Source organism: Mesorhizobium sp. YC-39, assembly GCF_025753795.1.
Taxonomy (GTDB): domain Bacteria; phylum Pseudomonadota; class Alphaproteobacteria; order Rhizobiales; family Rhizobiaceae; genus Mesorhizobium.
Genome location: NZ_JAOWPS010000002.1, coordinates 77002 through 100818 on the forward strand (window position 1 = coordinate 77002; position 23817 = coordinate 100818).

The window sequence follows — 23817 nt, forward strand, 5'->3', positions numbered from 1 at the left end:
GGCCCATAGGACCAGCAGAATCGTCGAAATGCAGCGCGTAGCGAGCCGGAATCGCAACGGGAGAAGCGTATCGGAATTGATTCCCGACCGAAAATGCAGAAAACGGCGAATGACGTGGAATCGGGCAGTGCGCGTTCATTTTTACGGCAATCGGGCAAGGAGGCATCGGTGCGGACACGTCAGGCGATTGCCGGCAGCGCACTGTTCTTCATTGTAGCGCCTGGCATGGTCGCGGGACTGGTGCCTTGGCTGTTGACCGATCATTATCGTCTGCCATGGTCGACCGTGCCCGGCTTTGCACCGATCGGCTCGGTTCTGATCGTCGCTGCCGCAGCCTTGCTGCTTCATGCCTTTGCCCGCTTTGCCCTGGAGGGTTTGGGCACGCCCGCCCCGGTTGCGCCAACCGAAAGACTGGTCGTCGGCGGCATCTACCGCCATGTCCGCAACCCGATGTATGTGGCGGTGCTGTCGATCACCCTCGGCCAGGCGCTGCTGTTTTCGAGCTTGGCTCTTGTCGCCTACGCCGTCATTGCCGCCGCCGCCATGGTCTCGTTCGTGAAATTCTATGAGGAACCGACGCTTGCCCGCCGCTATGGCGCCGACTACGAAGCCTACCGCCGCGCCGTGCCCGGCTGGCTACCCCGCCTGACGCCGTGGCGCGGGTGAGCCGGAAACCGCGCCGTTTCGGGGTGCGTTGAGATTCAGGTCAGGCCGGCATCACCTGAATATCGACATGCCCTTAGAACGACCAGCTTCGCGCCTTCGCAATAATGAAATCGCGAAAGACATGCAGCTTCGCCTGGTTCTTCATCGCATCGGGATAGGCGAAATAGGTGTCGAAGGAAGGCACTTCGGTCTCCGGCAGCAATTGCACCAGTCCCGAATCCTTGGAGATGACATAGTCGGGAAGCATGGCGATGCCGGCACCGCCCTGCACCGCGCGCTTGATCGACAATATGTCGTTGATCTGCAACGTCGGCACCCTCTGCCCGCCTTCGAAATCACCGACCGTCTCCAGCCAGTTCAGCTCCGACAGATGCGCGGGCACCGGCACGCCGAAGGTCACGATGCGATGGCTCTTCAGCTCGGAGATCGAAGCCGGCTTGCCAAATTTGTTGATATAGGAAGGTGCCGCGTAGAGATGGAAATGCACCGTGAACAGGCGGCGCTGGATAAGGTCCGGCTGTTGCGGCTGGCGCAGCCGGATAGCGCAATCGGCCTGGCGCATGGTCAGGTCGAGTTCCTCGTTCGCCAGGATGAGTTGCAGGCTGACCTCGGGATAGAGCTCGATGAATTCCTGCACGCGTTCGGTCAGCCAGCCGGCGCCAAGCCCGACCGTGGTCGTCACCCTGAGCACGCCCGAAGGCCTGTCCTTGGTCTCGGTCAGCCGCGACTTGATCGTCTCCAGCTTCATCAGCACGTCATGTGCCGTGCGAAACAGCATCTCGCCCTGCTCGGTCAGCACCAGGCCGCGGGCGTGACGGTTGAACAGCGGCACGCCGACGTCATGTTCGAGCGCGCTGACCTGCCGCGAGATCGCCGATTGCGACAAATGCAGGGTCTCGGCCGCATGGGTGAACGACCCAGCTTCCGCCGCAGCGTGAAACACGCGTAGCTTGTCCCAGTCCAACGCCATGGTGCCCCTCGTTCTTTCTTTGGCGTCTGCCTGTTTTTAGCTCCTGAATGAAAAATCAGGCTTTTGCACGGCTTTCCTCAGCCGCTTCTTGAACTTTTTACTCCGCCGCTTCGCGGTGAACCTCTATACCGGCGAGATATTTTTCCGCCTCGAGCGCAGCCATGCACCCAAGCCCTGCCGCGGTCACCGCCTGGCGATAGATGTCGTCTGTCACATCACCGGCGGCGAACACGCCCGGCACGTCGGTGCGGGTCGAATCCGGCGCTGTCCACAGATAGCCATTCGGCTTCTGCTTCAGCTTGCCGGCGAACAGTTCGACCGCTGGCGCATGGCCGATCGCCACGAACACGCCGTCGACCTGCAGATGCGTCACCTCACCGGTTGCCACATTGCGCAGCCTCAGCCCTTCGACCGACGGCGGCAGCGGCATCTTGCCGGGCTGGCCGGTGATCTCGTCGACGACCGTGTCCCAGATGACGCGGACATTGTCCTTCTTGAACAGCCGCTCGCGCAGGATGCGCTCGGCGCGGAAATCGCTCCGCCGGTGAATGACCGTCACGCTCTTGGCCAGGTTGGAGAGGTAGAGCGCCTCCTCCACCGCCGAATTGCCGCCGCCGATCACCGCGACATCCTTGCCGCGATAGAAGAAGCCGTCGCAGGTGGCGCAGGCCGACACGCCGAAGCCCATGAAGGTCTGCTCGCTCGGAATGCCCAGCCATTTCGCCTGCGCGCCGGTGGCGATGATCAAGGCGTCGGCGGTGTAAATGGTGCCGGAATCGCCCTTGGCGCGGAACGGTCGCACATTGAGGTCGACCTCGGTGATGATGTCGTTGACGACGTCGGTGCCGACATGCTCGGCCTGTTTGAGCATTTGTTCCATCAGCCAAGGACCCTGGATCGGATCGGCGAAGCCCGGATAATTTTCGACATCGGTGGTGATCATCAACTGGCCGCCCTGTTGCAGGCCGGCGACCAGCATGGGCTTCAGCATGGCCCGGGCAGCGTAGATCGCCGCCGTATAGCCGGCGGGGCCGGAGCCGATGATGAGAACGGGTGCGTGCTTGCTGCTCATGGACGGGCTTTCACAACAACCGGACGCGAGCGGGCGTCCGGCACAGGGAACGATATCGCGCCTAATCTAGGTGTTGCAGACGACGCCAGCAAGACGACCTGACCTTCGTCCCCGGAAAGCTTCGGCGCAAACAGACGATCCATGAACAACTTGCGCGGTGACTGCGAGAAAATCGCCGATTGAAGCGAGATACCGAAGTCGTTTAATTACAGGATCACGAAAGATTCTTGCGCGAAGCGCCGAAGGTAATCCATGCCGATCAAAGCCGACCTCGACGCCATCGACTGGAAGATCCTGCGCGAGCTTCAGCAGGACGGGCGCATGACCAATGTCGAACTGTCCAGCCGCGTCGGCATTTCAGCGCCGCCATGCCTGCGCCGCGTCAGGCGGCTGGAAGAGGCCGGCATCATCCGCGGCTACCGCGCGCTGCTCAATGCGCCGGCCCTTGGCATGGACGTCGTCGCCTTCTGCCTTATCGGCCTGCATCACCAGGCCGATGCCGAGCTCAAGACCTTCGCCGAGCGCACGCGCGGCTGGCCGATCGTGCGCGACGCCTGGATGGTGTCGGGCGAATCCGATTTCCTGCTGCATTGCGTGGCGAGCGATCTCGGCACTTTCCAGACCTTCGTCATCGAGCAACTGGCCTCGGCGCCGAACGTCGATACGGTGCGGACAGCGCTGACGATCCGCCGGGTCAAGGACGAAGGTCTGGTGGCGTTCTAAGCCACGCCCAACCCGGCAATTACATCGCATAGTCTGCGGTAATCATTGCCCGTCATCAGCTTGCGCGTCGTAAAACTGCCGTCCGGGGCCTTTTTGTTGAACCTGCCGCCGACCAGCCAGCCTTCCACCAGCCCAGCCCTTCGACCGGCTTCCATGTCGTCAGCCTTGTCGCCGACGATAATCGATCGACCGATGTCGACACCCAACAGATCACGAGCACGCAAAAGCATGCCGGGATTGGGCTTGCGCATCGGATGATCGCCTATTGCCAGTTCACCCGTGCCGCTCGAATGGTAGGCACAGGCAAGCACTATGTCGATACGGCATTGCTCGGCTTCGAGAAGTGCCAGCAGCCTGGCATTCACGGCGGCGAATTCAGGCCAGCCGAAGTAGCCGCGCGCAATGCCCGACTGGTTTGACACGATAATTGCGGGAAGGCCGGCAAGATTGGTCGTTCGGATCACCGGTAGTATTTCCGGCCGCAGGACGATGTCGGCTGGATCGTCGGGATAGCCGGTATCGACATTTATGGTGCCGTCACGGTCGAGGAACAGCGCCGGCAAACGCTCGGGAAAAACCCTATCGCCGATCCGCTCCACCCAGAGACCCGGCTCCACCAGCGGGTGCGGCGTCACCGCTTTGTCAGCCATCGCTGAGGCGCGCTTCGACCATCTCGCACAGATGATGATAGAGACACAGATGCCCCTGCTGGATGATCGGTGTCGACGTCGAGGGCACGTTGAGCAGGATATCGGAGAGCGGCTTGAGCTTGCCGCCGGTGTCGCCGGTCAGGCTGATCACCGTCATGTCCATCATGCGCGCCTGTTCGGCGGCGGCCAGGATGCTCGGCGAATTGCCGCTGGTCGAGATGGCAAGCAGCACCGCACCCGCCGCGCCATGCGCCTCGACCTGGCGCGAAAACACCGTATCGAAGCCGTAATCATTGCCCCAGGCGGTCAGCACCGCCGCATTGGCCGGCAGCGCGATGACGTTGTAGGCCTTGCGCTCCTTCAGGAAGCGGCCAACGAGTTCGCCGGCGATGTGGATGGCGTCGCTGGCCGAGCCGCCATTGCCGGCTATCAGCAGTGCCTTTCCCGACGAAAGTGCGGTGACGACGGCCGACACCGCGCGCTCCATCTCACCGGAGAGGTCGCGCTCGACCATCGCCGAGATCGCGGCTGCCGAGCGGGCCAGATAGTTGTTCAGTTCGGACATGAATTCCTCAATTGGCAGTGCCACCGGCACGCAATTTGCCGATAGTGCCGGTCGTGCTCTTGCCGGCGACGAGGTCGACCAGCACCACACGCCCGCCGGCCTTCTGCACCACATCGGCGCCAACCACGGTGTCGACGGTGTAGTCCGCACCCTTGACCAGTATGTCGGGCAGCAAAGCCTCGATCAGCGCGAGCGGTGTGTCCTCCTCGAAAACGACGACGGCGTCGACCGAGGCAAGCGCGGCCAGCACGCAGGCGCGGTCATGCTCATCGTTGACCGGGCGTCCCGGCCCCTTTAGCCGGCGCACCGAGGCATCGTTGTTGAGGCCCAGAACCAGCCGGTCACACTGGCTGCGCGCCGCATGCAACAGGCTGACATGGCCAGCATGCAAAATGTCGAAGCAGCCATTGGTGAAACCGACGCTCAAGCCCTCGTTCTTCCACGTCGCCACCAGCCTTGCGGCAGCGGCGGCATCGAGGATCGCGCTGTGATGGGCGACCGGTCCGTGCGAGCGAAACAGAGCGCCGGTCAATTCCTCGACCGTCAACCGCGCCGTACCACGCTTTCCCACCACCACGCCGCCCGCGGCATTGGCGAGGGAGGCGGCCATGACGCGGTCGGCGCCTGCTGCCAAGGCCAATGCAAACGTCGCGATGACGGTGTCGCCGGCGCCTGAAACGTCGAACACTTCCCGCGCCTGCGTGGCGATGTGCCGGGCATCCTCCGCCCCAACGACGCTCATGCCTTTTTCGCTGCGCGTCGCGACGACGAAGTCGAAGCCGTGCGCCGAGATCAGCTCACGCGCAGCAGTGACGATCTCGTCATCGGCAAAAACCGCGCGTCCGACGGCTTCGCCGAGTTCCTTGCGATTGGGCGTGATCGCGGTTGCCCCGGCATAGCGCGCATAGTCGCGGCCCTTCGGATCGACCAGAACCGGCTTGCCGGCTTCACGGCAAATCGAAATCAGCTCACCGGCGACGCCGTCGAGCAATATGCCCTTGCCGTAATCGGACAGGATGACGATGTCGGCTTGCGCCAGCGCTGCGCGGAAATGCCCGATCAGCGTCACTCGCTCCGTGTCGCTCAACGGCTTGATTTCCTCCTCATCAAAGCGCAGCACTTGCTGGTTGAGCGCGCTGAAACGGCTTTTCGACGAGGTCATGCGCTCGTGGTCCCGCGCAAGGCCATCGGTCCCGACGCCCAGCTCTCCCAGTATGCCTATCAGATTGTTGCCCGCATGGTCGTCGCCGATCACTGAAACCGGTATGGCGGCAGCGCCAAGCGAAACGATATTGGAGACGACATTGCCGGCGCCGCCCATCGCCAGCATCTCGCCACGCCCATGCAGCACCGGGATCGGCGCTTCGGGCGAAATCCGCTCGATCACGCCATTGACGAAACGGTCGAGGATGAAGTCGCCGACCACCAGCACGGTCACATTGCCGAACCGGGAAATGGCGCGGTGCAAGGGTTCGGGAGAAGGCGGATCGTGTTTGATCATGTCATTTGCAACGCGCGGGAAGAGCCGATCTCAATGCTCGTGGAACCATTCGCCGAAAGAATAAACCGGCGGGCCGGTCTTTCATGGCGAAGCCGATATACCGCAATTCCGCACAGCGCAACGGCGGGCGGCGGGCGGTTCCGGCCAACGCCGGTCGACGGATCAGCTTTTCTGCAAGGCGACATGAACGCCCAATCCGACGAGCACCGCGCCCCCAGCCCGCCGCATCAGGCGCTGCGCCTGGCTGGAGCGCCGTAGCCTGCCGATCACGGCGCCGGCCAAGAACACGCACACGACATCCGCCGAGGAAAACATCAGATTGACGATCGTTCCGAGCACGACGAACTGCAGCCAGACGGGAAATGCCGCCGACGCATCGACGAATTGCGGCAGGAACGCCATGAAGAAGATCGCTGTCTTGGGATTGAGCACCTCGACCGCGATACTCTCGAAGAAGGCGCGGCGGGCGGATTTCGGCTCAATGCCCGGGATGATGGCATCGCCTTCTGCCCTGGCGCGGAACAGCGAGATGCCGAGCCAGATCAGATAGAGCGCTCCGGCCAGCTTGACCGCCACGTAGAGCGTCGGCACGGCGTGGAAAAGCACCGATAGTCCCGCCGCGGCGGCGATGACATGCACATAGCCGCCGAGATGGATGCCGAACGCTGCCGTCAGCCCGGACCAGCGCCCGCGCGCCATGGTTTGCGCGGCGGCGTAAAGCATGGCCGGGCCAGGAATATAGGCGAAGATCGCGGTGGTGGCGAAGAAGGCGATAAGCAGTTCGGTCGACGGCATTTGCCTTGCTCCTGTGGAGAGAACTGCGGAGATCAAGTCGATCGGGGATCAGGTTCCATGGCTCCGCGCCGAATTGAGTCCAGGATTCTCAAATTTCTGAGAACCCGAACGCTGCCACCAATCGCTCGAAAGTCGGGGTGTCCTGCCTTTCACCGAAAGGCCGGACAAGTTGCCAGATGTCCTCGCTATACAGGAGCAGCATTTCCTCTGTAGTTGCGACGACCTCTATGTCTCTCGGAGCCGCGTAAAACGAAATTCCTTGGATACCATCCGGAGAAAGGGGCGCATAGTGCAGCCGAAATTCGCCGCTGCCGATTTGAATGCCATTCGTCGATGTTCCTTCGTATGGCTCAACAATTCGGCAAATGCGTCCGATCGATGACCTGCGCGCCTCTTCGATCGGTTTTCCATAATTTTCGTCCGGGAGAGACAGTATCCGGACGTAGGAACCCACGAACACTGCCACGCCGTGCCTATCGGTTGGCATAGTTCCTGAAGAATCTCGTGTCATTCATCAGTCCTTGCTACTCTCAGCCCAGCCCCTGCCTGCTTTATCGACAGCCCTGCCAACCTCCCTTATAAGGGCCGGAATCGGCAAACAAAACTAGAGGCCTTTATGATCATCGTCACGGGCGGCGCCGGCATGATCGGCTCCAACATCGTCGCCGCGCTCAACGCCGAAGGCCTCACCGACATTCTTGTCGTCGACGATCTCACCGACGGGCACAAGATCGCCAACCTCGCCGATCTCCAGATCGCCGACTACCTCGACAAGGATGATTTCCTGGCTCGGCTAGAGGCTGGGGACCTCGGCCGCATCGAAGCCGTTTTCCACCAGGGCGCCTGCTCGACCACCACCGAGTGGAACGGTAAATATATGATGGAGGTGAACTACGCCTATTCCAAGCGGCTGCTGCATGCCTGCCTGGCGTTGCGCGTGCCCTTCCTCTACGCCTCCTCGGCGTCGGTCTATGGCGGTGGCAGCGAGTTTCGCGAGGAGCCGCAATATGAGCGGCCGCTCAACGTCTATGCCTATTCCAAGAAATTGTTCGACGACTATGTCCGCCGCACCGTCTTCAATACCGACCATTCGCAAGTAGCGGGCCTGCGCTATTTCAACGTCTACGGACCGCGCGAGGCGCATAAGGGCGCCATGGCCTCGGTTGCCTTCCATCTGTTCAACCAGGTCGAGCAAGGCCAGAACCCGAAGCTGTTCGGCGCCCATGGCGGTTTCGGGCCCGGCGAGCAGAGCCGCGACTTCATCCATGTCGGCGATGTCGCCGACGTCAACCTGTGGCTGTGGAAGCGGGGCTCGAGCGGCATCTTCAACTGCGGCACTGGCCGCGCCCAGCCGTTCCGCGCCATCGCCGAAACGGTGATCGACACGCTGGGCCAAGGGCAGATCGAGTTCATCGACTTCCCCGACCACCTCAAGGGCAGCTACCAGAGTTTTACGCAAGCTGATATGTCCCGGTTGCGCGCAGCCGGCTACAATGGCCAATTTCGCACAGTGGAAACCGGCGTCAGAGACTATGTCGAATGGCTGAAAGCCCAACGATCCTCGTGATCGGCCCACGCTGGGTGGGCGACATGGTCATGGCGCAGTGCCTGTTTTCGGCGCTGAAAGAGCTTCACCCGAATGCCGCGATCGATGTGCTGGCGCCTGCATGGGCGGCACCGCTGGTCGCACGCATGCCCGAAATACGCCAGCAGATCGACCTGCCGCTGAAATCCGGCGCGCTGGAATTCCGCATCCGCCGGCGCTTCGGACGGCTGCTGCGCGGCCGCTACGACATCGCCTATGTCATGCCGGGAAGCTGGAAATCGGCGCTGATCCCGTACTTTGCCCGCATTCCGCGTCGTGTCGGCAATTTGCGCGAAATGCGCTACGGACTGCTGACCGACATTGTGCCGTTGCCCGACGCGGTGAAGCGGCGTACGGCGCAGGCCTATTTCGGCCTCGCCCAAGGTGGAAATTTCCGCGCCCCCCGGCTCTCCGTCGACACAACGAACCAGGCGGCATTGCTCGGCCGGTTCGGTCTGGAGGCGGAGAAATTCGTCGCACTGATGCCTGGCGCCGAATTCGGCCCGGCCAAACGCTGGCCGAGCGAACACTATGCCGGCCTTGCCCGCGACTTCATGGGCAGAGGTTTCGAGGTCGCGCTGTTTGGTTCTAGGAACGACACCGACGTGACCGCGGAAATCGCCACACTTGCGCCAGGCGTTGTCGACCTTGCCGGCAAGACACGCCTGGAGGACGCCATTGACCTGATCGCCGCCGCCAGGCTCGCCGTGTCGAATGACAGCGGGTTGATGCATGTCGCCGCCGCGGTCGGCACGCCGATCGTTGCGGTCTACGGCTCGACCTCGCCCGAGAACACGCCGCCGCTGGCGGAAAGGCGTGAACTGGTGTGGCTCGGCCTGTCCTGTTCGCCTTGCCATAAGAAGGTCTGCCCGCTCGGCCATCTCAACTGCCTGAAGACGCTCGAGGTCGCACGGGTCGCGGCGGCGGCGGATCGGTTGCTGGAAATGCCGGCCACCGCATGAAGGTGCTGATCGTCAAGACATCCTCGATGGGCGATGTCATCCACACCTTTCCGGCCGTCGAGGATGCGCGCCGCAACAGGCCCGAAATCTCATTCGACTGGTGCGTGGAAGAGGCTTTTGCCGCCATCGTCGCCTTGCATCCGGCGATCGGCACCATTCACAAGGTCGCTATCAGGCGCTGGCGCAAGAATTTGCTCGACCGCGAAACCTGGCGCGAGGCGGCGGGCTTGCGCCGCGCCTTGCGAGCCGGCCGCTATGACCTCGTCATCGACGCGCAAGGTCTGCTGAAATCCGCCCTGGTGGCGAAACAGGCAGCAGCACCGGTTGCCGGCTTCGACCGTCCGAGTGCGCGCGAACCGAAGGCCGCCTTGTTTTATGATCGCCGCTACACCGTGCCTCGCGACCTGCATGCCATCGAGCGGACAAGGCGGCTGTTCGGGCTGGCGCTTGGCTACGAGCCGGATCTTTCAGCACTCGGATCAGGCATTCAGCCGCCGGCTGGCGGTTCGACCCTTGTCGGCGAAAAAACCGCCTTCCTGCTGCATGGCACCAGCCGCGAGGACAAGAAATGGCCGGTTGGAGACTGGATCGAAACCGCCCGACTTCTGGTCGAAAGGGGGATCACACCGGTCACCACCTGGTCGAACGAGGCTGAAAAAGCGGTGGCCGAAGCAATCGCCAAGGCGGTCTCGCAGGCCGAACTTGTGCCGAAATCACCGCTTGCCGAGATCGCCGCGCTCATCGGCCGGTCAACCCTGGTGATCGGCGCAGACACCGGCCTGACCCATCTCGCCAGCGCCTTCGGCCTGCCGACGGTCGCCGTCTTTCTGGCGACTGAGCCGGGTCTGACAGGTCCGCGCGGACCATTCTCGTCGACGCTTTTGGCCCAGCCCGGCGGACGCATGGGCCCGGACGCGGTGATAGCGGAAGCCGAAAGGCTGCTAGAACTCAAATCGCAGGCCGCGGCGTAGAGGCCCTAAATAAACTGCACCTGGACGATCTCATACCCCCGTGCACCGCCGGGCGCGTTGACCTCGATCGCATCGCCGACTTCCTTGCCGATCAGCGCGCGCGCGATCGGCGAGGAGATCGAAATGCGGCCGGACTTCACATCCGCCTCCTGGTCGCCGACGATCTGGTAGGTCTTCTTCTCTTCGGTGTCCTCGTCGACCAGCACAACCGTGGCGCCGAACTTGACCTTGTCGCCGCTAAGCTTGGTGACGTCGATCACCTCGGCTCGCGCGATCAGGTCCTCGAGCTCGTTGACGCGGCCCTCATTGAGGCTCTGCGCCTCTTTCGCCGCGTGGTATTCAGCATTTTCGGACAGGTCGCCATGCGAGCGCGCTTCGGAGATCGCCTCGATGATGCGCGGGCGCTCTTCCTGCTGACGCCAACGCAGTTCTTCCTTCAATGACGCGAACCCCTCGCCTGTCATCGGGACCTTGTTCATGATGCCTGACCTTTCCTGCCGCCACCCCCGCATGTTCGGGGATAACCTTGTCGATGGGTACAAAAAGAAAACGGTCCGGCAGCCTCGGGCTAACGGAACCGTTTCACCACAATTTCCCAAGATATAGCAATCTTTGCGCGGTTTTCACGCCCAAAAAGTCGGGTTTTCAAAAATTCGTCCGCCATTTGTGGAAATGCCGTCGCGGCAGCGAGGCTGGCGGAGCGGGAGGCGACAAAAAAACCGGCCGCGGTAGCTCGCGGCCGGTTGAGGAGTATTGGGAATAGAATCAGCTTCTCATGAAATGGTCGATCTGCTCGGACAGCATGCCGTATTCGCGCGATCCCTTGCCGGTGCGCTTTTCGATCTCGCGGAGCTGTTCCTGGGCGCCTGCCAGGTCGCCGATCTGCAGATGCGCTTCGCCGAGATATTCGCGCACCAGCGTATAATCGGGATCGATGCGCAGCGCTTCCTCGTAGTAGCCAAGACCGACGATCACGCGGCCGGAATGGCGATGCGAATAGCCGAGATAGTTGAGGATACGCGGATCCTGCTTGTTGGCGGCCAGGCTGAGCACGGCGATCGCCTCGTCATAACGCCCGGCCATCGCCAGGTCGTGGCCCGCTTCATAGATATTGTTGTCGTCCAGCATGCCGTATTTCGGCGCGACACATTTCTGCTTCTTCTTGTCCCAGACCTGGCCCTTCTTGCATTGCGTGGAGCTTCCGCCGCTACCACCGCCTCCGCCCTCGCCAGCCGTGAAGGCGGGCACCACAAAGAGCGGCAGAGCCGCAACAGCCATGACCTGAATCAGCAATCGTCTGCGCATCGAAGCCTCCTTGAGAAGAACAATGCAACATTAACGCCGGGCGCAAGCCATTTCATCCCGCAAAAAGCCGGGAACCGACAACCAACCCTCGCTCCTCCGATCGAAGCTGACATGCAGTCAGGTCCGCGGGAATTTGCCAAAGATAAGGCTGCGAGCCGAACGTGACGTGACGCGCGCTGCAAATTCGCTATCATCCGGCAAAACGGAGTATGCGGAGAAAGGCCAGTGCAGCAGCGCCTTGAAAGGGAATGGGAGCTTTCGATCGGTCCCGACACTGTGCGCCTGTTCATCCTCAAGGCAAAGGCGCTCAGCGCCGCCGTCAACGAAGACTATGCCGATGGCGCCGAGCACGAGATAGAACTCGACGGTGAGGCCCACGACAACCACCATCATGACGGCTTGGCCGAGGAAAGTTCGGAAAACCTCACCGAGGAAGAGCTGCGCGAGTTGATCAACGACCTCAATGTCGACGAGGCCGCCGAACTCGTCGCACTCGCCTGGGTCGGCCGCGGCGACTATGACGCCTCGGAATGGGCGGACGCGCTGGCGGCCGCACGCGAGCGCGCCAATAAGCGCACCGCCAAATATCTGCTCGGCATGCCGCTGCTCGCCGACTGGCTGGAGGAAGGGCTGGAAGCGATCGGCGCGTAACGCTGCAGTTACTGATTGTGATCGGCCCACGCGCTCATTTCGGGCAACTTCCGTGGTCGCCCGCCGTTAGCGACGGATGGCGGCGCTGACCCTTATGAGATTGGCCGGATTGAGCGGGGCGGCGCTGCCTTTGGCGGCGGCGACGCTGTTCGTCGGAGCGGCCTTGGCCAAGTCTCCGAAATTGCCTGAAACCGTACCCGTCCCGGTGCTCAATCAATCGCAGCCTGCGCAAAAAGACGCTCCGGCCGACGTGCCGCTTCCTGAGCCGCGCCCCGCTGACGCGCCAAAGCCCGATCAACCCGCGACAAACGAACCCAGCCAGAAGTCCGGCCAGCACAAGGACCCCCGCCCGGAACCATCGGCAAATGCTCCAAGGCCGACCGAAAAGCCGACTGAAGCAGAACCCGAGGCGCAACCGCCCCCGATTGCCCCGCAACCGCCGGAGAAGCCGGCCGAGGCGCAAGAGGAAAAAATGCTGCCCGATCCGCGTTCGGCCGACCTGCCGGAAGGAAAAATGCCGGACGAGGAACTTGCCTGTCGGCGGCGGCTGAAATCGATGGGCGTCGACTTCGAGGAACACAAGCCCGAGCACAATCCGGAAATCGGCTGCTCGATCCCCTATCCGATCATGTTGAAGACGCTCGGCAAATCGATCGCCATCGGCCCGCAGACCGAGCTCAACTGTGAAATGGCCGAGGCTGCCGCGCGCTTTGCCGCCGATGTCATCCAGCCCGCTGCCAAGGCCGAATTCGGCGCCGATTTGAAATCGATCAGCCAGGCATCCGCCTTTGTCTGCCGGCCGCGCAACGGCACCAGGAAACTGTCGGAACACGCCTTCGGCAACGCGCTCGACATATCGAGCTTCACGCTTTCGGACGGCAAGAAGATCGAAATTGGCCCGGCGCCGCCGGAGAAGGACGGCAAGTTCCTCAATGCCGTGCGCAAGGCAGCCTGCGGACCATTCAAGACCGTGCTGGGGCCAGGCGCTGATGCCGACCACGCCTTGCATTTCCACCTCGACCTCGAACCGCGCCGCCACCACGGCACTTTCTGCCAGTGACCATAGTAGGCCCGCGTGCCGCAATTTGGCCGCAGGCCTGAACACCGGCGCTGAGTTTTCCTTTACCCTTGATCGTTAAAATGCCGGCTATCTGGAAAGGGATTCCACCGATGGACGGGATATTTCGCGCGGCGTCTGTGCTCGCGCGGCAATCGAGGCGCGTGCGAGTGGCCGCCGGCGGCCTAGCCGCCGGGCTTGCCCTTGCCGCGGTTTCGGCCTGCAATACCGGCAGCGTGCTTTCGCTGCAGCCAGCCGTCGACGTCGGCTCCCAGACAGCCGCCGTACCGCAATATTCCGGTATGCAGAGGCTCGTCCCATCCAATCCCGACATGATGACGGCCGCCTATCCGCGTATGGATGACCCGATGTCGCCTGTCGAGCAGATGCCGGCCAGCGAGACCGACTGCCGCCAGCAGCTGAAACGCCTCGATGTCGTCTACACCGATCTGGCGCCCATCCACGAGGGCCAGTGCGGCATCGACTATCCCGTCAAGGTCTCGGCCATCGGCAGCATCCAGATGAAGCCGGCCGCGACGCTGACCTGCGATATGGCCGCCACTTTCGCCGGCTGGACAAAGAACGAACTCGTTCCCGCCGCCCGCTGGCGTTATTTCTCGGGCGTCAAGACCATCCATCAAGGCTCGAGCTATTCCTGCCGCCGGATCGCCGGCGAAGGCGTGCTGTCGGAGCACGGCAAGGGCAATGCGCTCGACGTCATGAGCATCGAGCTCAACAATGGCGACGACATCGACGTGCGCAAGCCCGGCCTGTTCGCCTTCCGCACGCGCGGCTTCCTCAACAATGTGCGCGCCGACGGCTGCCAGTATTTCACCACCGTGCTCGGCCCTGGCTACAATTACGACCACCGCAACCATTTCCATTTCGACATCAAGAACCGCAGGAACGGCTACCGCGCCTGCCGCTGAAACCATAGTGGATCCCTCTGCCCAAGCGCCGCGACCCCACGTAAAGTGATGTGATATCGCGTGGGTGGATTTCGTGAGCCAACGAAGCCTTAAACGACGTGCAACGACCTGGCTGGTGGCATTCCTGGCCTTCTATCTCGTGCTCGCCTATTTCGCCGCGCCTGAATTCTGGACATTCCGCGACCGCAACTTCCGCACCCACAGCTTCGAGATGGTGACGTACACGCCGCAAGGCATTCCGGGGGATCCGATCAATGTCGGCCTTGTCGGCACCGAAAAGGAGCTCGTCCACGCCTTCGCCGTTGCCGGCTGGGACACCGCCGACGCCGTCACGCTGAAGACCGCGATCGAGATCGGCGAAAGCGTGCTGTTCGGCCGCCCCTATCCCGACGCGCCAGTCAGCCGGCTGCTGTTCGAAGGCCGCGCCCAGGATCTGGCCTTTGAAAAACCGGTCGGCGGCAGCGCCGACCAGCGTCATCATGTCCGCTTCTGGCATACCGATACGACCGGCGACGATGGCCGACCGCTGTGGCTGGGTTCGGCAAGCTTCGACCGCGGCGTCGGCCTCAGCCACGACACCGGCGCGATCACCCACCATATCGGCCCGGACATCGACGCCGAGCGCGATTCCCTGATCCACGACCTTTCCGCCGCTGGCATGCTGATCTCGACCAGCGAAATTCCTGGTATCGGTGCGACCAGGACCGGGCGGAACGGCGAAGGCGACCCCTATTTCACCGACGGCAAGGCGGTGATCGGCATATTGCGGCAACTGCCATGAGCGGGCGGAACCGGGATGTTATGGATCCGGAATCAGGACATGGCGATCACGATCTTGCCGAACGGTCCCGCCTCAAGACGTTCGAATGCCTGCGGCACCTCGTCGAAGCTGAAGACCTTGTCGATCACCGGCTTGATGGCAAGCGTCTCGACCGCCTGGTTCATCCGCTCGAAGGCGCGGCGATGACCAATCGATATGCCCTGCACGACAATCCGGTTGCGCATGAAGGGCAGGATCGGAAAACTGAGCTCCATGCTGCCCAGCAGGCCGATGACTGACAGCCGCCCGTCAGCGCCCAGCGCGTTGAGCGATCGCCGTGCATTGTCGCCGCCAACCATTTCAAGCACGTGCTTGACACCGACGCCATCCGTCAACGCGCGCGCGGCCTCGTCCCATGCCGGCTGAGTGCGATAGTTGATCGCCTGCCAGGCGCCAAGTTTCCTTGCCCGCTCAAGCTTCTCGTCGCTGCTGGATGTGACGATGGCGCGCAGGCCGAAGGCGGCGGCGAACTGGAGCGCAAACAGCGACACGCCGCCAGTACCCTGGATGAGAACGGTTTCGCCCGGTATCGGCCTTGTCGCCTCGACCAGAGCGAACCACGCCGTCAGCGCCGCAATCGGCAACGTCGAGGCTTCGGCATCGCTCAGCGACGCCGGCGCTACAACGACGGCATCGTCGCGCAAGAGCACATGGTCGGACAACGTGCCGGGCAGCGACGACCCTAGCGTATGTTTGTGCAGCACCGGCGGCGCGTCGCCATCCGGCCAATCGGCGATCACCTGGCCAAGCACGCGCTGCCCGACCCGGAAACGACTGACCTCACGTCCGACGGCCACCACTTCGCCGACCGCATCGGACGTTGGTACGAAGGGAAAGGTGAGGTCCGGGATCAGCACGCCGTCCACGATCATCCTGTCCTTGTAGTTCAGCGACACGGCTTTGATCCGCACCAGAAGGTCATGCGGACCGGGCTCCGGAACCGTTCCTTCCGCTCTCCGCAGCTTGGGCAGGCCGAAGCCTGTCATTTGCCAGGATCTGTTGATGTCAGTGCTCATCTCGTTCCGCGCTCCGCGATTGGTGGCCAAGTCGGACATTTACGCCGTTTCACTATGGAGAAAAGCGCTTCCATGCGGCATATTTGGAAACGAATTAGGGAATAAGACTCTACAATTGGAGGGCGTCATTGGAACCGGCTAGCTTGCAAGGCATTCTCGCATTCGTCCAAGCGGTCGAGGCCGGCAGCTTCACTGACGCTGGCAAACGGCTGCATGTGACCAAGTCGGCGATCGGAAAATCGATCGCGCAGCTGGAACAGCGATTGGGCGTTCGCCTGCTCAACCGCACGACCCGCAGTCTCAGCCCGACCAGCGAAGGTTTGGGGTACTACGAAGCCTGCGTCAGGGCACTCGCCGAGATCGAGGCTGCCCAGTCGTTGCTCGCCGCGCGTCGGCTGGTGCCTTCCGGCCGGCTTCGTGTCGACGTGCCCCTGGCCTTCGGTCGCCGCTGCGTCGCCCCTGTTCTGTTCGACATTTCCAGAAAATTTCCGGATTTGACGGTGGAAATCTCCTTCAACGACCGGCGCGTCGACTTGATCGAGGAGGGCATCGATCTGGCGGTCCGCATGGGCGATCTCGATGACAGCCTGTCGCTTGCGGCGCGTCGCATCTACGCCCAGCGCTCGGCCATCTGCGCGGCCCCTGCCTATCTCGAAGCGCATGGCCGGCCACGATCGATCGAGGATCTCGCCAACCACAGTGTCATCGGCTACGGTCGCGACGGCGTCGTGCGCCCCTGGGCCATAAGACATGCCGACGGCCATCTCGGAAAATTCGTGCCCAGGGCACGGCTTGTCCTCGGTCACGGCGAGCCAATGCTGGATGCCGCTCTTGCCGGCTGCGGCATCGTTTTTCTGCCGACCTGGCTGGCGGCCGACAGTTTCAAGCGCGGCGAACTCGAAATGGTACTGTCGGACTGTCTCGTCGAAGACATCGTCGTCCACGCCGTCTGGCCGGTGACGCGTAATCTCACGCCGAAGGTCCGCGTCGTCGTCGATGCCCTGGTCGAGCATTTCTCGTCGCCGTCCTGGGATGCGACCTGAATGGAACAGTCTTCATCTTGAAAAATGGCGGCCGTCTATTTTCGAAGACCACGCCGCAATGCTATTGACCGCTCATGCTTTATGCTGAAATCGCTATCGTGGTCGTCCTCATCTGCGTGAACGGCCTTCTGGCAATGTCCGAACTTGCCATTGTCTCGTCACGGCCTGCCCGCCTCAAGGCAATGATCGACCGCAACGTCACCGGTGCCGGCCGCGCCCTGGCACTTGGCTCCAACCCCGGCAAATTCCTGTCATCCGTACAGATCGGCATCACCCTGGTCGGCGTTCTCTCAGGCGCATTTTCCGGCGCCACGCTCGGCGAACGGCTGTCCGTCTTCCTGGCATCGACCGGCATCCGCGAAAGTCTTGCCGACCCAATCGGCGTCGGCATCGTCGTCGCCCTCATCACTTATTTCTCGCTGATCATCGGCGAATTGGTGCCCAAGCAGATCGCGCTGCGCGATCCCGAACGCGTCGCCGCCAGGGTCGCTCCGGCCATGACCATCCTCGCCACCGTGTCGGCGCCTCTGGTCTTCCTGCTCGACATTTCCGGCCGCGCCATCCTGTGGCTGCTTGGCCAGCGCGGCGAAAGCGAGGAGAAGGTCACCGACGAGGAGATCAAGATGCTGGTCGCCGAGGCCGAGCATCATGGCACCATCGAATCCGACGAGCGGCGCATGATCGCCGGCGTCATGCGGCTTGGCGACCGCGCCGTGCGCGCGGTGATGACGCCGCGCACCGAGGTCGACTGGATCAACCTGCAGTCCGACGATGCGGCGATCCGCAAGCTCTTGATGGATACCCAGCATTCACGCCTGCCGGCTGGCGATGGCGGCGTCGACGCCATGATCGGTGTCGTCCAGACCCGCGACGTGCTGGCCGCGATGCTTGGCGGTCGCGCGCTCGACCCGCGCCGGCATGTGCGCGCCGCGCCCATCGTCCATGACCAGGCCGACGCGCTGGATGTTCTTTCCAAGCTCAAGGAATCCGACGTGCCGATGGCGCTGGTCCATGACGAGTATGGCCATTTCGAAGGCATCGTCACCCCGGCCGACATACTGGAAGCCATCACCGGCGTCTTCCGCGCGGATCTCGACGCCGGCGACGAGGAAAACGCCGTCAAGCGCGAGGACGGCTCATGGCTGCTCGCCGGCTACATGCAGGCCGACGAGATGGCGGATGTTCTGGGCATCGACCTGCCGGAGAACCGCGACTACGAGACCGTTGCCGGCTATGTGCTGTCGCACATGCACCATCTGCCGGCGACCGGCGAATGCGTCGACGCGCAAGGCTGGCGGTTCGAAGTGGTCGACCTTGACGGCCGCCGCATCGACAAGCTCATCGCCACGCGCCTGCCAAGCGGCCATCGCGAGGTCGTACGGTGACGATCGACACACAGAATGTCACCACAAACAGACAAGTATGCCACCCGGCGGAGCAACCCTACTCCCAGGTGCCTGCGGTGATTCGACAGAACATAGGCTTACGAGGCCGCAGCGATAACAAAGCGGCGCCAGCCACCGAATGACGAGATATCGCAGGCGTCGGTCAGGCCAGCGGTTTCCACCAGAAAGCCCTTGGCCGCGCTGCCGTCCTCGAGTTCGATCGTGCCAATGCCAAGCGGCGGCGGAATGGCCGCGACGAAACGGCCGAAGGCGTCGGCGCAAAGCCGCCAGACCTCGACTTCGACCGCGGTGCCGCCATCGCCAACCCGGATCAGGCCGGGCTTGGGCACCGACTGGCCGGCAAGCGCATAGAGCCTGTAGGCCGCGGATGTCCTCGCCACGCGCGAAAACCGTGCGCCAAGCTGGCTGAGCTGGCCGTTGAGCGGCATGCCCGACAGGTGCGCGCCGACGACCACCAGATCGATCATGCCATCGTCGGTTGACGACGCTGCCGGGAGAATGCCCGGCTGCTGCCAGCCGGTTGCGCCGAGCGAAAGCCCGCTCGCGGCATGGATATCGCGGGCAAGTGCCGCGGTCAGGCCATCCCTGCCCGCCATGGCGAGCAAGGTCACGCTCATCGGCAGACCGTCGTCGCGCTTGCCTGCCGGCACTGCGATGCCGCACAAGTCGAGCAGATTGACGAAATTGGTATAGGTGCCGAGGCGGCTGTTGGTGACGATCGGGTCGGCAAGTACAGCATCGACCGTGTAATGGGTTGGCGCGGTTGGCACGCAGAACAGGTCGACCGAGGCGATGACCGGGTCGAGCTTCGCCTTGTATGCCTGCAAGGCATAGAGCCCGCGGAAGGCATCGGCCGCCGAGAGGTTGCGCGCGCCACCGATGATCTTGCGTGTTACCGGGTGCATGGCCGCCTCGTTGGCCTCCATGAAATCGGCAATGGCGGCGTAACGTTCGGCCACCCAGGCGCCCTCGTAGAGAAGATTGGCGGTGGCGTAGAAATCGCCGAAGGGGATTTCCACCAGCCGGCAGCCGAGCCGCGACAGCATGGCAAGCGAGGCCTCGTAGCCGGCCTGCATCGAAGCGTCGCCGAAGAATTTCAGGTCGGCTTTTGCCGGGACACCGACGCTCAGCACCGGCGGGCGCACAGCGAGCGGCTGGATGGCGATGTCGCGCGAATAGGGATCGGCTGCGTCGCGCGCCGCGGCGACGGAGAACACCTTATAGGCGTCGTCGACGGTCAGCGCGAACACCGAGACGCAGTCGAGCGTGCGGCAGGCAGGCACGACGCCGGCGGCCGACAGCGCGCCGACAGTCGGCTTCAGCCCGACGATGTTGTTGAGGCCGGCGGGAATGCGGCCGGAGCCGGCCGTATCCGTGCCGAGCGCGAAGGAGACGATGCCGTGCGCCGTCGCCACTGCCGACCCCGACGAGGAGCCGCCTGGCACTAGGCTGGCATCAACCGCGTTCTTCGGGATCGGGTACGGCGTGCGCACGCCGACAAGGCCGGTGGCGAACTGGTCGAGATTGGTTTTGCCCACCACCAGCGCGCCGGCAGCCTTCAGCCTCGCCACCACGGTGGCGTCTTTGTCAGGCGCATAGGCATATTCGGCGCAGGCCGCCGTGGTCGGCATGCCGGCGACATCGATATTATCCTTGACGGCGAAGGGCACGCCCCACAACGGCTTGGTCACCGGATCGAACGGTCCAAGCTTTTGCGCCTGCGCCAGCATCTCCGTCTTTCTGGCGAGATGAATGAAGATGCCCGGATCGTCAGCCGCCTCGATGCGCGCATGAACCATATCGATCACGGCAACGACACTGGTGCCGGCCGCATAGGCCGCGTGCAAACTGCCGATGTCGAAGCGGATCTCGCTCATTTGGCCTCCTCCAGAATGATCACCGGCAGGTCCCACTGGATCAGCACGATGCAGCCGTCTTTCGTCCATACCGAATGCTCGGTCCCGACCGGATTCAGGATCACGCTACCGGCCGGGTAGTCGCCGTTCTCGTCGCTCTGGGTGCCGTCAAGCACGACAATGGTCTCCAGCCCGACATGGCGATGGCGCGGCACACCGGCGCCTGGCCGGTAGTTGAGGATTGCGACCGACGGTTCGGCCGGCCCGCCCCTGAGCAACCAGTGCACCGTGATGCCGTCACGGAAATGCTCGAAGGCCAGATCGCGCCAGCCGCCATTGAGGAGGCCGGCAAAACTCAGATTAGGCATTGGCAATTCCCTCGAGCACCTGGCCGGTCGTCGCCGTCCAGCCGACGATGGCGCCTTGTGCCCTGATCATGGCCAATGCGGCTGCCTTGAATTCGGGAAAGTAGCTCTCGGTCGCGTCCTCGGCGAGCAGGCACTCATAGCCGCGGTCGTTGGCCTCGCGCATCGTCGTCTGCACGCAGACCTCCGTCGTCACTCCGGCAAAGACTAGCTGCCTTGCACCGAGCCGTTTGAGGTCATCACCAAGGCTGGTCGCATAGAACGCGCCCTTGCCAGGCTTCTCGATGACGATCTCGCCGGGCAAGGGCGCAAGCTCGTCAAGGATACGCGTGCCGGGCTCACCGGCGATCAGCACACGGCCCATCGGGCCGGCGTCGCCGATGCGGATCGACGGGTTGCCGCGATCGCGCTTGGCGGGAGGCAGATCCGAAAGGTCGGGCCTGTGGCATTCCATGGTGTGGATTACCGGCAGTCCGGCGGCGCGAAAGCCTTCGATCAGTCTCTTCACCGCCGGCACGATCGCCACCACCCGGCTGACGTCGTTGCCGAGGCTGGCGCCGAAGCCGCCCGGCTCGGCGAAATCGCGCTGCATGTCGATGACGATGAGCGCCGTCGCCTGCGGCTCGAAGGCAAAGGCAAATGGCAGGGCATCGATTTCCGCCATCAGTGATGCCCCGCCATGTGCTCACCGATCGTCTGCACACTCGCCAGCGCGATCGGCGTCTCGTAAACGAGCGCTCCGTCGGACATAACGAAGATGCGGTCGGAGAGCTCCAGCAGCTCGTCGAGATCCTCCGACATCAGAAGCACAGCCGCGCCGGCATTGCGCGCTTTCATGATGCGGGCGCGGATCTCGGCAACGGCCGAGAAGTCGAGGCCGAAGCAGGGATTGGAGACAATCAGCAGATCGACCTCGCCGGTCAGCTCGCGCGCCAGAACCGCGCGCTGCACATTGCCACCTGACAGCGAGGCGATGGGCGACGACAGCGATGCGGTCTTGACCTTGAACTGCTCGACCAGCCTGGCGCTGAATGCGCGGATGGCGCCGGCGCTGATCCAGTTCACCGGCCTGCCATTGCCGTCGATGTCGAAGGTGCGGAAGGAGATGTTCTCGGCCACCGTCATCCTTGGCGCGCAGGCGTTCTTCAGCGGCTCCTCGGGGATGAGGCGGACATTCAGCGCGCGTGCCTCGGCGCGCGTCGCTGCATAGGCAGTGCCGCGCACCATGACTTCGCCGGCATCGCGCGGGCGCTGCCCGGCCAGCACTTCCAGCAATTCCTTCTGGCCGTTGCCGGAAATGCCGGCGATGCCGACGATCTCGCCCGAGCGCACGCCGAGATCCTCGATCCGGATCGACTTCAGCCCGGTGCGGTCGGGCGCCTTCAGCGCCTTGACCTTGAGCACGATCTCGGCGTCCAGCTTCGGCTCGGCGCGACTGTCGAGCGCCGCGATCGGCTGGTCGCCGATCATCATCGCCGCCATCTGCTTGTGATCAAGATCGGCGACGCGGCCGGTGCCGGTCAGCCTGCCCTTGCGCAGCACACTGACATCGTCGGCGAACGCCGTCACCTCGTGGAACTTGTGCGAGATCATCAGCACGGTGAGGTCGCCGGCCTTGGTCATGGCGCGCACCAGCCCCAGCACTTCCTGCGCCTCGCCGGGGGTGAGCACCGAAGTCGGCTCGTCCAGCACCAGGAAGGAGCGGCCGAGATAGAGCTGCTTGACGATCTCCAGCTTCTGCTTCTCGCCGGCGGCAAGCTCGGCCACCTTGACGTCGAGCGGCAGCTTGAACGGCATGCGATCCATGAACACGGCGAGCTCGCCGCGCTCTTTGCGCCAGTCGATGATGCCGGGAACTTTCTCGCGCGAGATGACGAGATTCTCGGCGCCGGTCAGCGACGGCACCAGCGTGAAATGCTGGTAGACCATGCCGAGCCCGAGCGCCGAGGCGTCCTTCGGACTGGCGATCTTAACCTCGCGGCCATCGACCATGATGTCGCCGGAGGTCGGATGATAAAAACCCATCATGCATTTGACCAGTGTCGACTTGCCGGCGCCGTTCTCGCCGAGCAGCGCATGGAACGAGCCCGCCGGAACTTTGACCGAGACATCGTCGAGCGCCGTGAAGCCGCCAAAGCGCATGGTCATGCCGATGGTTTCGACGCCGACCGCTTTTCTGTCACTCATCGCGGCCTCCTCATGGCAGCTGCGCGACGAGCGCCTTCGAATTCGACACAGTACCGAACACGCCACCCTGCATCTTGATCATCTTGATGGCGGCCAGATGATTACCGAAATCGGTCGCGCCACAGCAATCCTCCAGCATCACGCATTCGAAGCCGCGGTCATTGGCCTCGCGCATGGTGGTGTGGACGCAGACATCGGTGGTGATGCCGGTGAGCACGATGTTTTCGATGCCGCGCTGGTTGAGGATAAGCTCGAGGTCGGTGGCGCAGAACGAGCCCTTCCCCGGCTTGTCGATGATCGGTTCGCCCTCGGCCGGATAAAGATCGGGGATGATGTCCCAGCCCGGCTCGCCGCGCACCAGGATGCGCCCGCACGGACCGGGATCGCCGATGCCGGCATTGATCCGGCGCGAGCGCCAGCGCTTGTTGGCCGGCAGGTCGGCGAGGTCGGGCCGGTGGCCCTCGCGCGTGTGGATGATGGTGTAGCCCTTGGCACGCATCGCCGACAGCACCGACTTGATCGGCTCGATCGGCGCACGCACCAGCGACAGGTCGTAGCCCATATGATCGACATAGCCGCCCGGCCCGCAGAAATCAGTCTGCATGTCGATGATGATCAGCGCCGTATTGTCGGGCCTCAGATCACCATTATAGGGCCATGGATAGGGATCGGCGTCGATGGTGCGCTGGGTGATCCCGGCTCTGGCGTTCATGGCAAAAACT

At 63.2% G+C, this 23817-nt stretch carries 26 protein-coding genes; 11 read left to right on the plus strand and 15 right to left on the minus strand.

The window, feature by feature from the left end; all coding sequences use genetic code 11:
* Window positions 1–168: 168 nt before the first annotated feature.
* Window positions 169–666 (plus strand): methyltransferase family protein, encoded by a 498-nt coding sequence (locus OHD62_RS09815; protein WP_263782420.1) that lies wholly within the window; start codon window positions 169–171, stop codon window positions 664–666.
* A gap of 73 nt (window positions 667–739) precedes the next feature.
* Here OHD62_RS09815 and OHD62_RS09820 read toward each other — a convergent pair whose 3' ends face one another.
* On the minus strand, window positions 740–1636 hold the full coding sequence (locus OHD62_RS09820; RefSeq protein WP_097572801.1) for a LysR family transcriptional regulator: 897 nt from the start codon (window positions 1634–1636) through the stop codon (window positions 740–742).
* A 97-nt stretch (window positions 1637–1733) separates the two neighbouring features.
* Entirely contained in the window at window positions 1734–2708 is a 975-nt protein-coding gene (trxB, locus tag OHD62_RS09825; RefSeq protein ID WP_263782421.1) for a thioredoxin-disulfide reductase, read from the minus strand.
* 252 nt (window positions 2709–2960) lie between these two features.
* On the opposite strand from trxB, the gene OHD62_RS09830 reads away from it, so the two are divergent.
* Entirely contained in the window at window positions 2961–3431 is a 471-nt protein-coding gene (locus OHD62_RS09830) for an Lrp/AsnC family transcriptional regulator (RefSeq protein ID WP_263782422.1), read from the plus strand.
* On the opposite strand, the gene OHD62_RS09835 is transcribed toward OHD62_RS09830, so the two are convergent.
* From OHD62_RS09835 to OHD62_RS09855, 5 genes are all read right to left on the minus strand, one after another.
* Complete coding sequence (locus OHD62_RS09835) at window positions 3428–4081, minus strand: HAD-IIIA family hydrolase (RefSeq protein ID WP_318528593.1); 654 nt, start codon at window positions 4079–4081, stop codon at window positions 3428–3430. The genes OHD62_RS09830 and OHD62_RS09835 overlap by 4 nt on opposite strands.
* Window positions 4074–4646, minus strand: a complete 573-nt coding sequence (locus OHD62_RS09840; protein ID WP_263782423.1) for an SIS domain-containing protein — start codon at window positions 4644–4646, stop codon at window positions 4074–4076. The genes OHD62_RS09835 and OHD62_RS09840 overlap by 8 nt, the downstream gene beginning before the upstream one ends.
* A 7-nt stretch (window positions 4647–4653) precedes the next feature.
* Entirely contained in the window at window positions 4654–6147 is a 1494-nt protein-coding gene (rfaE1, locus tag OHD62_RS09845) for a D-glycero-beta-D-manno-heptose-7-phosphate kinase (protein ID WP_263782424.1), read from the minus strand.
* A 162-nt stretch (window positions 6148–6309) separates the two neighbouring features.
* Window positions 6310–6942 carry a LysE family translocator gene (locus OHD62_RS09850; protein ID WP_263782425.1) on the minus strand — a complete coding sequence of 211 codons (633 nt, stop codon included), beginning with the start codon at window positions 6940–6942 and terminating at the stop codon, window positions 6310–6312.
* An 88-nt stretch (window positions 6943–7030) separates the two neighbouring features.
* Window positions 7031–7396: a hypothetical protein gene (locus tag OHD62_RS09855; RefSeq protein WP_263782426.1), complete on the minus strand. Its 366-nt coding sequence runs from the start codon at window positions 7394–7396 to the stop codon at window positions 7031–7033.
* 162 nt (window positions 7397–7558) lie between these two features.
* Here OHD62_RS09855 and rfaD point away from each other — a divergent pair, with 162 nt between their 5' ends.
* The 3 genes from rfaD to waaC are packed head-to-tail and all read left to right on the plus strand — an operon-like array spanning window position 7559 to window position 10460.
* Complete coding sequence (rfaD, locus tag OHD62_RS09860) at window positions 7559–8509, plus strand: ADP-glyceromanno-heptose 6-epimerase (protein ID WP_263782427.1); 951 nt, start codon at window positions 7559–7561, stop codon at window positions 8507–8509.
* Window positions 8482–9489, plus strand: a complete 1008-nt coding sequence (waaF, locus tag OHD62_RS09865) for a lipopolysaccharide heptosyltransferase II (protein WP_263782428.1) — start codon at window positions 8482–8484, stop codon at window positions 9487–9489. Before rfaD ends, waaF begins: the two co-directional genes overlap by 28 nt.
* Complete coding sequence (gene waaC / locus OHD62_RS09870; protein WP_263782429.1) at window positions 9486–10460, plus strand: lipopolysaccharide heptosyltransferase I; 975 nt, start codon at window positions 9486–9488, stop codon at window positions 10458–10460. Before waaF ends, waaC begins: the two co-directional genes overlap by 4 nt.
* A 5-nt stretch (window positions 10461–10465) precedes the next feature.
* Here waaC and greA read toward each other — a convergent pair whose 3' ends face one another.
* Both greA and OHD62_RS09880 read right to left on the minus strand, forming a co-directional pair.
* Entirely contained in the window at window positions 10466–10939 is a 474-nt protein-coding gene (gene greA / locus OHD62_RS09875) for a transcription elongation factor GreA (RefSeq protein ID WP_008877613.1), read from the minus strand.
* 286 nt (window positions 10940–11225) lie between these two features.
* Window positions 11226–11765, minus strand: coding sequence for a tetratricopeptide repeat protein (locus tag OHD62_RS09880; protein WP_263782430.1), 540 nt, complete (start codon window positions 11763–11765; stop codon window positions 11226–11228).
* Between the two features lie 225 nt (window positions 11766–11990).
* Between OHD62_RS09880 and OHD62_RS09885 the strand changes: the two genes are divergently transcribed.
* The 4 genes from OHD62_RS09885 (at window position 11991) to OHD62_RS09900 (ending at window position 15183) form a co-directional block, all read left to right on the plus strand.
* Window positions 11991–12416 carry a DUF3775 domain-containing protein gene (locus tag OHD62_RS09885; RefSeq protein WP_263782431.1) on the plus strand — a complete coding sequence of 142 codons (426 nt, stop codon included), beginning with the start codon at window positions 11991–11993 and terminating at the stop codon, window positions 12414–12416.
* Between the two features lie 76 nt (window positions 12417–12492).
* Entirely contained in the window at window positions 12493–13476 is a 984-nt protein-coding gene (locus OHD62_RS09890) for an extensin family protein (protein WP_263782432.1), read from the plus strand.
* Between the two features lie 110 nt (window positions 13477–13586).
* Window positions 13587–14402, plus strand: a complete 816-nt coding sequence (locus tag OHD62_RS09895) for an extensin family protein (protein ID WP_263782433.1) — start codon at window positions 13587–13589, stop codon at window positions 14400–14402.
* A 73-nt stretch (window positions 14403–14475) separates the two neighbouring features.
* Window positions 14476–15183 carry an LssY C-terminal domain-containing protein gene (locus OHD62_RS09900; protein WP_263782434.1) on the plus strand — a complete coding sequence of 236 codons (708 nt, stop codon included), beginning with the start codon at window positions 14476–14478 and terminating at the stop codon, window positions 15181–15183.
* 32 nt (window positions 15184–15215) lie between these two features.
* Here OHD62_RS09900 and OHD62_RS09905 read toward each other — a convergent pair whose 3' ends face one another.
* Complete coding sequence (locus OHD62_RS09905) at window positions 15216–16238, minus strand: zinc-dependent alcohol dehydrogenase family protein (RefSeq protein WP_263782435.1); 1023 nt, start codon at window positions 16236–16238, stop codon at window positions 15216–15218.
* Between the two features lie 128 nt (window positions 16239–16366).
* Here OHD62_RS09905 and OHD62_RS09910 point away from each other — a divergent pair, with 128 nt between their 5' ends.
* A complete protein-coding gene (locus OHD62_RS09910; protein WP_263782436.1) occupies window positions 16367–17281 on the plus strand; it encodes a LysR family transcriptional regulator in 915 nt (304 codons plus the stop codon).
* 74 nt (window positions 17282–17355) lie between these two features.
* Window positions 17356–18666: a hemolysin family protein gene (locus tag OHD62_RS09915; RefSeq protein ID WP_263782437.1), complete on the plus strand. Its 1311-nt coding sequence runs from the start codon at window positions 17356–17358 to the stop codon at window positions 18664–18666.
* 98 nt (window positions 18667–18764) lie between these two features.
* On the opposite strand, the gene atzF is transcribed toward OHD62_RS09915, so the two are convergent.
* Genes atzF through OHD62_RS09940 form a run of 5 tightly spaced genes read right to left on the minus strand, consistent with a single transcriptional unit; the run spans window position 18765 to window position 23807 of the window.
* Window positions 18765–20564, minus strand: a complete 1800-nt coding sequence (gene atzF, locus OHD62_RS09920; RefSeq protein WP_263782438.1) for an allophanate hydrolase — start codon at window positions 20562–20564, stop codon at window positions 18765–18767.
* Window positions 20561–20911 carry a cupin domain-containing protein gene (locus OHD62_RS09925; protein ID WP_263782439.1) on the minus strand — a complete coding sequence of 117 codons (351 nt, stop codon included), beginning with the start codon at window positions 20909–20911 and terminating at the stop codon, window positions 20561–20563. Before OHD62_RS09925 ends, atzF begins: the two co-directional genes overlap by 4 nt.
* Window positions 20904–21572: a cysteine hydrolase family protein gene (locus OHD62_RS09930; RefSeq protein ID WP_263782440.1), complete on the minus strand. Its 669-nt coding sequence runs from the start codon at window positions 21570–21572 to the stop codon at window positions 20904–20906. Before OHD62_RS09930 ends, OHD62_RS09925 begins: the two co-directional genes overlap by 8 nt.
* Window positions 21572–23095, minus strand: coding sequence for an ABC transporter ATP-binding protein (locus OHD62_RS09935; RefSeq protein WP_263782441.1), 1524 nt, complete (start codon window positions 23093–23095; stop codon window positions 21572–21574). The genes OHD62_RS09930 and OHD62_RS09935 overlap by 1 nt, the downstream gene beginning before the upstream one ends.
* A gap of 10 nt (window positions 23096–23105) precedes the next feature.
* Window positions 23106–23807 carry a cysteine hydrolase family protein gene (locus OHD62_RS09940; protein ID WP_263782442.1) on the minus strand — a complete coding sequence of 234 codons (702 nt, stop codon included), beginning with the start codon at window positions 23805–23807 and terminating at the stop codon, window positions 23106–23108.
* Window positions 23808–23817: the final 10 nt, after the last annotated feature.

Bases quoted from the DNA above. Each gene is read 5' to 3' on its own strand.
- waaF (WP_263782428.1), top strand. From the start codon at position 8,482: ATGGCTGAAAGCCCAACGATCCTCGTGATCGGCCCACGCTGGGTGGGC.
- waaC (WP_263782429.1), top strand. From the start codon at position 9,486: ATGAAGGTGCTGATCGTCAAGACATCCTCGATGGGCGATGTCATCCAC.
- OHD62_RS09930 (WP_263782440.1), bottom strand. From the start codon at position 21,572: ATGGCGGAAATCGATGCCCTGCCATTTGCCTTTGCCTTCGAGCCGCAG.
- OHD62_RS09880 (WP_263782430.1), bottom strand. From the start codon at position 11,765: ATGCGCAGACGATTGCTGATTCAGGTCATGGCTGTTGCGGCTCTGCCG.
- rfaD (WP_263782427.1), top strand. From the start codon at position 7,559: ATGATCATCGTCACGGGCGGCGCCGGCATGATCGGCTCCAACATCGTC.
- atzF (WP_263782438.1), bottom strand. From the start codon at position 20,564: ATGAGCGAGATCCGCTTCGACATCGGCAGTTTGCACGCGGCCTATGCG.
- OHD62_RS09940 (WP_263782442.1), bottom strand. From the start codon at position 23,807: ATGAACGCCAGAGCCGGGATCACCCAGCGCACCATCGACGCCGATCCC.
- OHD62_RS09830 (WP_263782422.1), top strand. From the start codon at position 2,961: ATGCCGATCAAAGCCGACCTCGACGCCATCGACTGGAAGATCCTGCGC.
- OHD62_RS09850 (WP_263782425.1), bottom strand. From the start codon at position 6,942: ATGCCGTCGACCGAACTGCTTATCGCCTTCTTCGCCACCACCGCGATC.
- OHD62_RS09820 (WP_097572801.1), bottom strand. From the start codon at position 1,636: ATGGCGTTGGACTGGGACAAGCTACGCGTGTTTCACGCTGCGGCGGAA.
- greA (WP_008877613.1), bottom strand. From the start codon at position 10,939: ATGAACAAGGTCCCGATGACAGGCGAGGGGTTCGCGTCATTGAAGGAA.
- OHD62_RS09895 (WP_263782433.1), top strand. From the start codon at position 13,587: ATGGACGGGATATTTCGCGCGGCGTCTGTGCTCGCGCGGCAATCGAGG.
- OHD62_RS09840 (WP_263782423.1), bottom strand. From the start codon at position 4,646: ATGTCCGAACTGAACAACTATCTGGCCCGCTCGGCAGCCGCGATCTCG.
- OHD62_RS09905 (WP_263782435.1), bottom strand. From the start codon at position 16,238: ATGAGCACTGACATCAACAGATCCTGGCAAATGACAGGCTTCGGCCTG.
- OHD62_RS09925 (WP_263782439.1), bottom strand. From the start codon at position 20,911: ATGCCTAATCTGAGTTTTGCCGGCCTCCTCAATGGCGGCTGGCGCGAT.
- OHD62_RS09915 (WP_263782437.1), top strand. From the start codon at position 17,356: ATGCTTTATGCTGAAATCGCTATCGTGGTCGTCCTCATCTGCGTGAAC.
- OHD62_RS09935 (WP_263782441.1), bottom strand. From the start codon at position 23,095: ATGAGTGACAGAAAAGCGGTCGGCGTCGAAACCATCGGCATGACCATG.
- rfaE1 (WP_263782424.1), bottom strand. From the start codon at position 6,147: ATGATCAAACACGATCCGCCTTCTCCCGAACCCTTGCACCGCGCCATT.
- OHD62_RS09890 (WP_263782432.1), top strand. From the start codon at position 12,493: ATGGCGGCGCTGACCCTTATGAGATTGGCCGGATTGAGCGGGGCGGCG.
- OHD62_RS09835 (WP_318528593.1), bottom strand. From the start codon at position 4,081: ATGGCTGACAAAGCGGTGACGCCGCACCCGCTGGTGGAGCCGGGTCTC.
- trxB (WP_263782421.1), bottom strand. From the start codon at position 2,708: ATGAGCAGCAAGCACGCACCCGTTCTCATCATCGGCTCCGGCCCCGCC.